A 12,542-nucleotide genomic window follows, 5' to 3' on the forward strand; every position below is an offset into this window, starting at 1 on the left:
ATTTAACTTATTTAACTTATTTAACTTATTTAACTTATTTAACTTATTTAACTTATTTAACTTACTTAACTTACTTAACTTACTAACCCATTTAACTTATCTTACCGTTCTAATTTAATTTAGCTTATCTTACTTATCCTGCGCATCCTACGTATCTTACTCTTTTAACTTATCTTATGCGTCTTACTATTTCAGTATAAGAAAAATGCCCCGGCACGACTGGTGCCAGGGCAACATATACTATATGTATCACTTCATATCAATCCAAAGGAATAAAGAGAAAGCGTACCGGCAAGTTAGAGGCACCGGCCGGTATAAACCGGAGAATAATCGGTTCACCCGGTGTAAACGTGTCTAAATACATGGTATCGTAAATTGTACCGTGTCCAATATATTCATCATAGGCACCGGGCACTTGATAAATTTTATTGTGTGTACCGCTTACAATTTGTACCGACCCTGCATAGGCACCCCCTAAGGGATTAAAATATACGGCAAAGCGTTTATCACCGGCAGTGGGAATCGTCACATCATAGGATACGCCGTAATTTCCTTTATCCGTCATCGCTTTGTTATTCGTTAACTCGTCTACCCCTTTAATAAACGCGTCCTCACGATCGTTGCCGATAGTTATCGCCGAAGCACCTAAGGAGCTATTATACGGTGTTTCGGATTGCATGTACCGCATCACACCGTGAAAGGTACCGCGCAACTCTACGTCATCCATAGGCTGTACCGGTGCAATATACGAGTAGCCTAATGGACCCGATCCCTTGTTGAGCATCAATACCTTCGCCTGAATCGGTTCGGATGATGTGAAGTCCACGATACCGGATATTAACTGATCCTTTTTTATTGGTATATTCGACAACTCTTCAAAGAGCAACTTACGGCTATGCGAAGGCAACAGCCAGTTTTCTTCCTTAGCTATGCGCAAGCCTTTACCCAGCTGCGGTGGCATGTTGGCATCAATGGCCTTTAACTTTTCTGCCAGCTGTTTCTTTTTATATTTTTTATCCGTCGCAGCTAATGCGCGTTCCGCATCAGCTTCCTGTGAAGCTTGCCACAGCACCAATTCATTGAAGGATAATTCCCGCCCGACTTTAAAATATGCATCGCTCGGTTCCGTAACCAGCTTGCGCTTCACCGTTATACGACTATCCGTGTTGCCATTATTTTCTAACACAATAGCTACTTGCTTATCTTGGTCCGCTTCATTCACATGATAAAAATACACACGGCTCTTTCCTTGCAGCGTGCCTGCTGCCAAAACACCATCCGACGATACGTACTCGGGGCTGTCCGACAAGAGCAATGTTCCCTCTTCCTTAATAACCTTCACCGGTACCGTTCCAAACTGGTAGTTGTCTATATTAATACGTTGGCTGGGAAGTACATTAGAGACGCTGATCGTCGTATCGTTGCGCTGTCCCAAGAGCTTGATTTTACGTTCCGGCACCATCGCATCGGTATGCGTTGTATCATTTGTTGCTGTCTTTACGGTCTTTTCTTTTTCCGACTGTGTCACCGCGTTGTCTACCTTCGCCGGTGTATCGTTTGCATTCGGATTCACTGTGTCCGATTCGCCGGTTTCCTTATGTACCGTGTAATAAATTGTTTTGCCGTCATCCGACGGAACTCCATCTGCCTGTACCGGAGACGCTCCGCCTATCCAGGTCCCTAGGGCCAAACAGGCTGCCATGACGGCGCTTACATTCTTTTTCTTTTTCATTGTTGTCTTACCTTCTTTTAGTTATCTAGTTCATGAACCTCGTTAAAACCTTTCAACGGGGCGCTCCGCACTATGCGAGGCGCCCCGTTTCTTGTAAGGTTCTCTTCTATTATACCTCATCCAGTCCATGAGGTTCATAGTCTAATGCAATTTTTTCTAATTTTCGCAATCGATGGCCAACCCCTGACTTACTGAGACCGCTGCCCAAAATATCTGCTAGCTCCTGCAAACTGGCATCGGGATTTTCACGGCGTACCAACGCCACCTCATAGAGCTTCGGCTTTAATTCCTCTAGGGGTTGGTGCCGCTCGATAATGCGGATACTTTCCAATTGACGCACCGCCGCATTTACTGTTTTTTGCAAATTTGCCGTTTCACAGTTGACCTGTCTGTTAATTTGATTGCGCACCGTCTTCATAATACGGACGTTCTCAAATTCCATCAACGCCGACGTGGCTCCCATAATCTGCAAGCACGAGGTAACCGAGTCACCTTCCTTAAGGTAAACAACGTATTCCTCTTTGCGCTCTGTTACCCGCGCCGTAATGCGGAACATGTGTAATACATGTACAATGGCTTCGGCAAATTCACGATTACCGGTCATAAATTCCAGATGGTAATCGCTTTCCGGTTTGTTAACGGAGCCACCGCCCAAAAAAGCGCCACGCAAAAAAGCACGCCGTGCTTCCATCGTATCAAGCCAGTCATCGGTAATCGACGCCGTCACCGGCCACAGCGCCATGTCTTCCAACGCAATGCGTCCTGCTTCCGTAGGCTCAACGGTTAGAGTGTACACATTTTTTTTGCGCAGATTCAGTCCTCGCCGTATCAATACTGATGTATGCAGCGAATATTGAGAGCGTAAAATTCCCAGTACACGCCGCGCTACCGCATTATTGGCCGTCGCCAAGCGTATACCTACGCGCCCGTGCATGCCCAGAAGCAAGGATCCGCCCATGCGTAATAAGCAGGAGGCTTCTATCTTTGCCGATAAAGGCGTTTCGTTTTGGTACTGACATAATTCGTTTTTCACATCCTCTGCAAATGACATAGGGGCCTCCTTTCTTATTTAATGATCATTTCGCTTCAAATAGTATTCTAAAATATGTGGTTCAATATCTGTTTGCAATGCATATACTATGTCCATAACCACCTTGCCCAAGCGTTCGGAGTCGTGTACCGGTCGACCGCTGTCATCCATCAAGCTGGCCCGAATGGTGCGCACACCTAAGGCAGCCAACTCATCGGCATTAACCAACACCGGCTCGGATCCTGTTTCGCGATAGGCCTCTACGGAGTCACCTTCCGGATATGTGTCATTCACAAGTATGGTGTCGATAAGAGATGCACCGCCCTGTGCCTGTAACGCCCGTACATGATCGGCTGCCGTATAGCCATCCGTTTCGCCGGGCTGGGTCATCACATTACAAATATAGAGCTTAGCCGCCTTGCTGGCTTGTATATGTTCGGCAATTTTATCAATCAACAGATTTGGCATAATGCTCGTGTATAAACTCCCCGGGCCCAAGATGATAGCATCAGCTTCGTCAATAGCCTGTAGTGCCGCCCCTTCCGGCTTCGGCAAGGCCGGTTCCGTAAAGACGCGCTTTATTGGCTTACCGGCATGTGGAATATGACTTTCACCGGCCACAATCGTGCCGTCTTCCATCTCAGCCATAAGGCGTATGTTTTCCGTGGAAGCCGGGATAACCCGCCCACGTACTTTTAAAATTTTACTGGACGCTTCCAGTGCCTTGTCGATGTCCGCGTCCAATACCTGCGTCAGCGCAGTAAGAAATAAGTTACCGAAGCTGTGCCCCGCTAAATCCCCTTCACCACCGAAGCGATAACGGAACAGCTTTTCCATAAGTCCTTCTTTATCTGCCAAAGCAACTAAACAGTTACGCAAGTCGCCGGGCGCAATCATTTTAAAGTCTTCGCGCAAACGGCCGGACGAACCGCCGTCATCTGCTACCGTAACGATAGCCGTCAGGTTAGCCGTGCGCCGTTTTAATCCGCGCAATAGGGTAGACAGACCCGTACCACCGCCGATAACTACGATTTTCGGTCCCTGCCCGAGGCGAATATTTTGGAAAATATAATCGCTTACCTTCTCGGAGTCCGCCGGGATAACCGCGCGAATGATGGTTTTAATCACCCGCCGCGTCCCCATAATCATAAAGAGTATCCCCAATATGATAGCAATAAACCCGATGGTAGCTACTACTGTGTAATTATAAGAGCCCGTCGTTTCAAAAATGAGCTGTAAAAATACATCTTCAAAATAGGCAAGCCATTGATAATTAAGCATCAGGGCCACACCGAGGATTAATAATCCTACACCGGTAGAAAACAAGAACAACCAGCGCTTTATATTCAGTCCCGGTGCCAACCACCGAAAGAACCGTGTTCGCATGTTATTTCGCCCCTTCCGAGGATTCCGCCGTAAATTCGTGAGGATTGAAATCCTCTTCTACGTTGTTCTTCATCATATCTCGATGTTCTACACTGACCCGATAGCCCAGCTTCTGTATATGTGTGTACAATGCTTCTGCCATCGCCACACTACGATGCATACCGCCCGTACAGCCAACGGCAATAACAAATTGGCTTTTTCCTTCCTTTTCATAATTAGGAAGCAAGAAATCCATGGTCTTGAAATAATGATTTTTGAATTCCGTTGTTATGTCAAAGGAATGAATGTAATCGTTGACCTCCGGTACGCGCCCTGTTTTGTGGCGGAACTCGGGAATATAATAGGGGTTCGGCAAAAAGCGTACATCCCATACCATATCCGCATCCAGCGGTATTCCGTATTTAAAACCAAAGCTCACTACAGTCACCGCTAGGCGCCGATCCGGATTATCTCCTTCCGCAAAGCGCTGACGCAAGTAGCTTTTTAAATTATTCGTTTTCATGTCTGTCGTGTCGATAATATAATCCGCACGATGACGGATACTATCCAACATACGACGTTCTTCTTTGAGACCCGTAGTAATGCGGCCGTTCGGAGCCAACGGATGACTGCGGCGCGACTCCTTATAGCGACGGATCAACGCTTCGTCCGTTGCTTCCATGAATACAATCTCATAAGGCACCTGCATCTCTTTCAACGATTTCAGTGCATCCGATAAGGATTCAAAAAACTCACCGCCTCGAATATCCACCACTAAGGCCACATGGTTAATTCGTTCACCTGCTTGGCGACATAAATCGCTGAACTTGGGAATCAAAACGGGTGGGATGTTATCGACACAAAAATAACCCATGTCCTCCAATGCCTGCATGACCTGTGTCTTGCCGGCACCGGACATGCCCGTCACTATGATCAACCTAAAATTGTTCTCCATGATATTCTCCTCCCTACACTTCATTTTGGCCTAGCACGTGAGTAGCTACCCAGTGTGCTACGCCATCCTCTTCGTTGCTCAGGCACACCTCATCGGCTACTGCTTTAACCATTTCTTCCGCATTAGCTACCGCAATAGCATGACCGGCTTCCTTGAGCATGGAAATATCGTTTTCCGAATTACCGAAGGCTACCATCGCTTCCACGGGGACGCCTAATCGCTGCGCCATAAAGTGAAGTGCTTCCCCTTTGGAAGTCTGCGGCGGATTGAGTTCCAAGAAATGCCGCTTGCTACGCACAATAGCCAGATCACTGCCCATAGCTTCATGCAGCGTGCGACTGATAGTATCAATCACTGCCGGTTCTTCAATGATAAGCAGCTTATTCGGTTCCCCGTCAAGCTCATATAAGGCATCGCCGATATACACTGCCGTGGCCCCGGTTGCTTTTTCATAGCTTTTTGAAAATTCCGTTTCATGATGTACATAGAGCACATCATCCACATAGGCCTGAATATACCATTCTCGTTCTTTTGCCATAGCCAGTACTTTACGTGCCGTAGCAAGAGGAATTGTTTTCTCATACAGCTTGCGTCCCGATTCAATACACTGTACCAAGCCACCGGAATACAGTACCATCGGTACATCACCGATACCCAGCACTTTACCGACGGGCTCTGCCGTTTGGTACATGCGTCCTGTAGCAATCAGCACTTCAATACCTTCGGACTGCGCTACCTTTAATATGTCCTTTGTATATGCCGACACCGTATTATCGTCACGCAACAAGGTATCGTCTAAATCTATCGCCAATAAGCGAATACCTGTCGTCATCTATGTCCACCTACTCCATCCTACGAAGCAATCGCCGCCTCTTGTAACAATACACTGCCTCATTTCACATCGTAACAATGACACAACTCATACACGTTACATTGTAACCGCTAAACAGTTCCTGTACTTTGCCTATTACATTGTGACAATGCAATGTATCGTGTGCATATCGTCATAACAATGCAACGGTCTATACTGCTCCGTTATTATATAATTTTATATGTTTAAGTATATCACATTTCCCTTGCTTCAATGCAGCGAAAAGAAGGAATTTATTTATCAATCTAAGTTCGCTGTCAAACAGTGTTACACTACGGGAGGTTATTATGACAGACCACAAAAAAGCAGCCCTTTATATCCGTGTCTCTCATGAAGAACAGGCTATGAAGGGCTACTCCTTACAGGCACAGGAGAACAGACTCCGTGCGTATGTTGCCTTTAAAGGCTATGAAGTTATCGATGTATATAAAGATGAAGGCGTATCCGCCCGTCATCGTCCCGGCCATCGCCGTGAGTTTGCACGCATGATGCACGATGTCACCGCCGGCCGCATTGAAATCATCGTATTTATAAAACTGGATCGCTGGTTCCGCAATGTATCTGACTATTATTCATACCAGGCCATTCTTGATGCTCATCACGTAGAATGGGAAACCACCGAAGAAGATTACAATACCAGCACGGCCCAAGGGCGTTTATATTTAAATATCAAGCTGTCCATCGCTCAAAATGAGTCGGACACCACTGCCGAGCGCATACGTTTTGTATTCGCCGATAAGATTAAACGCCGCGAAGCGATTTCCGGTAAGCTCCCTTTAGGGTATACCATCGAAAATAAGCGCATCGTCCCCAATCAGCATGCTGCGGTGGTGCGCGATATCTTTCATCATTATCTGGCGGTAAAATCCATACGGGCTACCATGCATTATCTCTATAATCGCTATCACATCAAACGCACATATCCGGCAATGGTCAAGCTGTTACGCAACGAAAAATATACAGGCCTTGCTTACGGTGATCCGCAGTACCTACCCCCTTTAATTTCGCAAGAGACCTTTTCCGCCGTACAGCACCTGCTTGAGGAACAACGGCGCTATCATCAAACGCCGCATCGTCTTTACCTCTTTACGGGGCTCCTTCACTGCCCGCACTGCGGGAAGCGACTCGTTGGCTTAACCCGTCATTACAAAACACGGCAGTACATCTATTACCATTGTCCGTCACCGACCGGGTCGCCCATTGCATCGCACAGCTTTCGCCTAAAAGAAGCGGAGCTGGAGGAAAAACTTTTAATCGCCTTACCCTGCGTCATGGAGCGTCTTACCAAACGCGACTCCATCAGCTCAGCTTTCACCTTTTACCTCAGCTGTCATCATTTGTATCCGCACTGGCATTATACCGAGCGCCGCCATTATTGGCAAACGTTATTGCGCAGTATACACTTCGATGAAGTCGGCGATCCGGTAATTACTTTATGCGAAGAGGTGTAATGTTATCCTTCTAAACCGGCTCGTTTCAATCGCAACGAATTAGATACTACCGTTACCGAACTAAATGCCATTGCCGTACCGGCTACGATAGGTGTCAACATCCCTACAGCAGCCAGCGGAATACCGATACAGTTAAAAATAAGCGCCCAGAACAAATTCTGTTTAATATTTCCCATGGTTTTACGACTCAGCGTTACAGCTTCTGCCAACGTGGTTAAGTCATTGCGCACCAATACAATATCGGCTGCTTCGATGGCAATATCCGTTCCTTTGCCGATGGCAAAGCCAATATCTGCCGTAGCCAATGCCGGTGCGTCATTAATACCATCACCAACCATACCTACGGACATACCTTTGGATTGTAGCTCGGCTACCTTTGCCGCTTTATCCTGGGGCAATACCTCTGCCATCACATGAGTAATTCCGGCCTTATTAGCAATGTACTCCGCCGTGCGACGATTATCGCCGGTAATCATCCACACCTCAATTCCCTGTGACTGTAAGCGCTGCACTACATTCTTTGCTTCCGGACGGAGTTCATCGGCTACAGCCCACATAGCATGTACCGTACCATCCACTGCCATCAGTGATACCGAAGCACCTTTTGCTTCTTCCGCTTGTACACGCTGTGTTAATTCATCATTACTATAACCACATTCAACAAACCAACGATTGTGTCCGATTTCTACTGTATGTCCGTCAATGCGACCACGGATCCCGTGCCCCGGTAATTCTTCAAAGTCTGTTACTTCCGGCAAAATACCATTCGCTCCTAAGAATTCCTTTCCGGACTCCGATAACGCTTTGGCAATAGGGTGTATTGTCTTAGACTCCAGTGCCGTCATGTACGATGTGTTCACGGCTTCATCACCATTAATCGTAGCTGATGCAGTGACGCGCAAATCACCTTGTGTTAAGGTACCTGTTTTATCTAATACAATGGCTTGTAAAGATCCCGTTTTTTCTAAAAACTCGGCACCTTTGATTAAAATACCATGTTCCGCACCTAAGCCCGAACCTACCATAATGGATGTCGGTGTAGCCAAGCCCAATGCACAAGGGCAAGCAATGACAAGTACCGCTGTACCGTGCATAATCGCTACACCCCAAGTGGCATCAAAGCCAACGTACCACACCAATGCAGTTAGCACCGCCAAGCTAATAACTACGGGAACAAAGTACGCAGCCACTACGTCGGCAATACGCTGAATGGATGCTTTAGAGGTCTGCGCTGCGGCCACTACTTTTATAATCTGTGACAACATCGTATCGGCACCGATTTTTTCTGCTTCCATCGTAAATGTGCCCGTTGCATTCACTGTGGCTCCGATAACCTTGCTGCCCTGTTCTTTTTCTACAGGCAAGCTTTCACCGGTCAACATTGATTCATCTACTGCCGAGCTACCGGTAAGAACAGTGCCGTCTACCGGTATCTTTTCGCCGGCACGTACCTCAATTATATCTCCGACGACAATGTCCTTTGTAGGGACGTCCGTAAAGACACCGTTGCGCTGTACATGAGCCATAGCCGGCTGTAGCTTAATCAGTTTTTCCAAAGCATCCGACGTATGTCCCTTGGCGACTTCTTCCAAAACTTTCCCCAAAAGAATAAATGTAATAAGCCATGCCGATGTTTCAAAGTATAAATTGTGATTGCCCATAAGCATGTTATAAATACTGAACACATAGGCTACAGTCGTCCCCAGTGCCACCAATACATCCATCGTTAAGGAACCGCTTTTGATAGCACTCCAAGCACCTTTATAAAAGACGAGCCCCGGACCGAATTGCGCTATGGTCGCCAGTACAAACTCTACTGTCGCCGGTAGCATGGGCCAACTAAACACATAATGACCGATCATGCTCACCATCATAGGGATGGCCATGGCCGCTGCCAAAATCATCCGATACAACTGTGGCTTAATGTCCACCTTCTTCATTTCCATTGTATCTGCTTCGGCCAGCTCCGCCCCAAAGCCAATACCTGTAATTGCCGCCACTACATCATCGGCAGTCAGCGTACTATCTGCCGTGTAAGTAACAGATCCTCTACGCGTTAACAAATTAACCTTTACATCCGCTACACCGGGCAAGCGTGACACCACTCGTTCGACACGTGCCACACAAGCAGCGCAATGCATACCTGTAATATCAAATTCTTCTTGCTTTCCACTCATCATACCACCTCATCTTATTACTTATGTAGTGCGCGATACACACCCATTAATTCGGTAATAGCGTCATCCTCTTTACCATTTTTAATTGCTTCCACCACACAGGAACGCGAATGGCTTTCGAGCATAATCATGCCTACCTGATACAGACCGGCCCGCGCAGCCCCTATTTGCTGCAGCACATCCACGCAATAGCGGTGTTCATTAATCATTCGTTCGATTCCTTCAATTTGACCTCGAATACGACGCAGTCTACGACTTAATTTTTCTATTTCCATATCTGTTAACATTCTTTTCTCCTTCTTTCCTATTAATTTTATTTGCTGTCATTTCTTTTACATCGCTATATACCCCCCAGGGGTATTTATTTCCTACTTATATGCTATACCTTATATCAAAAATCGTCAACATAGGGGTATTGTATAAATACAATAGATTCCGTATCATAGTAAAAAGAGACTCTGCACTGCATTACTCGCCTTTGTGTTCCTATAAAGGTGAAGCCATATTTTGCTTTTTCTCATTCTTTAAAGGGGGTATCCTACATTGGCAAAAAAGAAAAAAAATCCGGTTGGCGCAGCAGCCGCTACCGTTCAATCGAATACAACTTCACAGGCCTCACTCAATCAAACAGCTGATAATCGTCAAGCATCGATTCCCATCAACTACACCACCATTGCCGACGAGTGTCGTATTGAGTATGTCATTGAAAAATCACGCTTTATCGCTACCGCAGCACCTTGTACAAGCGAAGAGGAAGTGCAGGCTTTTTTTACCCGCATCACTAAAGAGTTTTGGGATGCCACTCATAACTGCACCGCCTACACATTGGGGCCTCGTCAAGAGCAACAACGATCTTCCGATAATGGTGAACCCTCCGGCACTGCGGGAAAACCAATCTTAGAGGTTTTAAAAAAGACGGGAATCACCGATACTGCCATTGTGGTCACTCGCTATTTCGGTGGCATTAAACTCGGTGCCGGTGGTTTAATTCGTGCATATTCGCACAGCGCCGCCGAAGCTCTTCACCAGGCACCGAAAGAATTACATGCTCCTCGAACATGTATCACCATACGTATTGATTATTCATTATTTGGTAGTGTAGAACGTTATTTGCAAGAAGGTAAGTATAGCTACGAAGTTAAATTTGACGAATCTGTGACGGTAATCCTCTTTGCCGAGCCGGAAGAAGTATCACAACTTGAGACTAAGCTGACTGACATATGCAACGGTCGACTCACTTGGGATATAGGGGATACCATCATGGTAGCTATTCCTGTAAAAGCATAATCCCTTTCTCACTTTTCATCTAAATACTAGGATATAAATGGAAAAAACGGCTTTCTCAAAAGAGAAAGCCGCTTTTTCCGGACATGGATGCTTTTATGCTCGCACTGAACGAAGATGTATTTCGGGTCCTGCAACCGAAACATATCTGTCGTGATTTCAGGCTAACATAAAATCACTCTATTACTACGATCAAATCGGAGAACACTATACTATTTAATTTACTAGTCACCGCCACAAAGCAATAGTAATTCATCAACTAAATTACTAAGCTCTGCACAGCCCACGACTAGCTTACGATGACAGTATACTCCCCTCGAATGCAAAATGGAAATAAAAAAAAGTTATAGTAACAGCCGTTTTTTGGCTTTTATTTTTGCACTTTGTATTCATTGTATTTTAATTAATAAATTCAGGATTTTTATAAATTTTATATTTTTTTGTCATTTTTTTGACGATACGCATGTCTATGGGCCTATATCCCCCTCACTGCTGTTAAATCGGACTTCTTTAGCTATAGCAAGGATAACATTTTATGCCATATCTTTGCTATCTAATAAATTAATAAATGCCGGAAATTTTTTCCAAAAAATTTTTAATCGTGATAAAAGTCCCATAATCACCCTTTTTACCGCCTTTTTTCGCTTCTTTTACATACAGAATGTAAGCTATAGAAAATACAAAGTGCAATCGATAAAATTTGTATAAAAAACCGTTTGTATATAGACTTTTCCTTTCATACAAGCTACAATAATAACTATAGTACGCCCATACTATAGTTATTCATGACAATCTACCATGCCAGTTATTTACGTGCAGGAGGATTATCATGGACACATCGTATTATCACAATTTTGTAACCCTTGTTAACACCGGCAATATGACACGCGCTGCCAATCGCCTGCATCTGACGCAGCCTGCATTGAGTAAGCAGTTGCGCTATTTAGAGGCTGAGTTTGGCACACCGCTTCTTCACATCCGACGCGGTCAGCGTGGATCGAGTTTTCAACTTACAGAGGCCGGTCATATTTTTTATGAAAAGGCTAAGCAGCTTTGTGCTATTGAAATTGCAGCCTATTCAGATATCGAGGGACTCGTGCATAACGCAATCATTTAATGGAGCAATAGCGGTATCTCTTTTACTATAGACCGATACCATTATCCTTACTGTCAATGATGTAGTATGCGTATTGCTCAGTACTATGTGATAGCCTACTAAAAAAGATAGTCAATATGAAGAACGGCTCTTCATACTGACTATCTTTTTTATTTCACTGCTTATTTTGTTGTACTAATTAATTACAACCACTTTAACTTTTGATTTCAGACTGTATGACCTTTAGTTTATTAGGTCCTATGTAATTTTTATCGTGCCTCTCTTTGCCGACACACATATACGCGATATGTTATACGAAGTATTATCGATCGATTATTTGTGAATTACCTTATAGCTATCAGCCATCATCTTACGCATTTCGTCTGTCATCGGATATGCCAAATGAGCTTCGTCTTGATGTTTTTTAGCATCCTTTACTACCTTCGTTACCTGTACCTTTTTTTCTTCCATTGTGTCTTCAAACGTTGTCATGATTGTTCTCTCCTTTTTTAATTACCACACTAACCATACGTTATTACCATCATTTTCTTTACTTATTGTATTGCTTTCAGTCAACCTTG

The 12,542-nt window shown here is 45.0% G+C and carries 11 protein-coding genes; 3 read left to right on the top strand and 8 right to left on the bottom strand.

The window, feature by feature from the left end:
- Positions 1-259: 259 nt before the first annotated feature.
- The 5 genes from Q5873_RS00005 to Q5873_RS00025 all read right to left on the bottom strand — a co-directional run bounded on the left by Q5873_RS00005 (position 260) and on the right by Q5873_RS00025 (position 5,914).
- Complete coding sequence (locus Q5873_RS00005) at positions 260-1,732, bottom strand: hypothetical protein (protein ID WP_303058814.1); 1,473 nt, start codon at positions 1,730-1,732, stop codon at positions 260-262.
- Between the two features lie 109 nt (positions 1,733-1,841).
- Positions 1,842-2,783 (bottom strand): DNA-binding protein WhiA, encoded by a 942-nt coding sequence (gene whiA / locus Q5873_RS00010; protein WP_028254710.1) that lies wholly within the window; start codon positions 2,781-2,783, stop codon positions 1,842-1,844.
- Positions 2,784-2,801: 18 nt separating this feature from the next.
- Positions 2,802-4,148 (bottom strand): gluconeogenesis factor YvcK family protein, encoded by a 1,347-nt coding sequence (locus Q5873_RS00015; RefSeq protein ID WP_028254711.1) that lies wholly within the window; start codon positions 4,146-4,148, stop codon positions 2,802-2,804.
- A 1-nt stretch (position 4,149) separates the two neighbouring features.
- Positions 4,150-5,082, bottom strand: a complete 933-nt coding sequence (gene rapZ / locus Q5873_RS00020; RefSeq protein ID WP_288301657.1) for an RNase adapter RapZ — start codon at positions 5,080-5,082, stop codon at positions 4,150-4,152.
- A 13-nt stretch (positions 5,083-5,095) separates the two neighbouring features.
- Positions 5,096-5,914 (bottom strand): Cof-type HAD-IIB family hydrolase, encoded by an 819-nt coding sequence (locus Q5873_RS00025; protein ID WP_303058815.1) that lies wholly within the window; start codon positions 5,912-5,914, stop codon positions 5,096-5,098.
- Between the two features lie 326 nt (positions 5,915-6,240).
- Between Q5873_RS00025 and Q5873_RS00030 the strand changes: the two genes are divergently transcribed.
- Entirely contained in the window at positions 6,241-7,404 is a 1,164-nt protein-coding gene (locus Q5873_RS00030) for a recombinase family protein (protein WP_303058816.1), read from the top strand.
- 2 nt (positions 7,405-7,406) lie between these two features.
- Here the strand turns inward: Q5873_RS00030 and Q5873_RS00035 are convergent, their stop codons facing one another.
- Both Q5873_RS00035 and Q5873_RS00040 read right to left on the bottom strand, forming a co-directional pair.
- Positions 7,407-9,581, bottom strand: a complete 2,175-nt coding sequence (locus Q5873_RS00035; protein WP_303058817.1) for a heavy metal translocating P-type ATPase — start codon at positions 9,579-9,581, stop codon at positions 7,407-7,409.
- A gap of 17 nt (positions 9,582-9,598) precedes the next feature.
- On the bottom strand, positions 9,599-9,868 hold the full coding sequence (locus Q5873_RS00040; protein WP_028254716.1) for a metal-sensitive transcriptional regulator: 270 nt from the start codon (positions 9,866-9,868) through the stop codon (positions 9,599-9,601).
- A gap of 370 nt (positions 9,869-10,238) precedes the next feature.
- Here Q5873_RS00040 and Q5873_RS00045 point away from each other — a divergent pair, with 370 nt between their 5' ends.
- Together Q5873_RS00045 and Q5873_RS00050 are read left to right on the top strand one after the other, a co-directional pair.
- Positions 10,239-10,868: a YigZ family protein gene (locus tag Q5873_RS00045; RefSeq protein ID WP_303058999.1), complete on the top strand. Its 630-nt coding sequence runs from the start codon at positions 10,239-10,241 to the stop codon at positions 10,866-10,868.
- A gap of 826 nt (positions 10,869-11,694) precedes the next feature.
- Positions 11,695-11,982, top strand: a complete 288-nt coding sequence (locus Q5873_RS00050; protein ID WP_028254718.1) for a LysR family transcriptional regulator — start codon at positions 11,695-11,697, stop codon at positions 11,980-11,982.
- Positions 11,983-12,294: 312 nt separating this feature from the next.
- Here the strand turns inward: Q5873_RS00050 and Q5873_RS00055 are convergent, their stop codons facing one another.
- Positions 12,295-12,453, bottom strand: coding sequence for a hypothetical protein (locus Q5873_RS00055; protein WP_303058818.1), 159 nt, complete (start codon positions 12,451-12,453; stop codon positions 12,295-12,297).
- Positions 12,454-12,542 lie beyond the last annotated feature (89 nt).

Source organism: Veillonella magna (genome assembly GCF_959600285.1).
In the GTDB taxonomy this organism is placed as follows: domain Bacteria; phylum Bacillota; class Negativicutes; order Veillonellales; family Veillonellaceae; genus Veillonella_A; species Veillonella_A magna.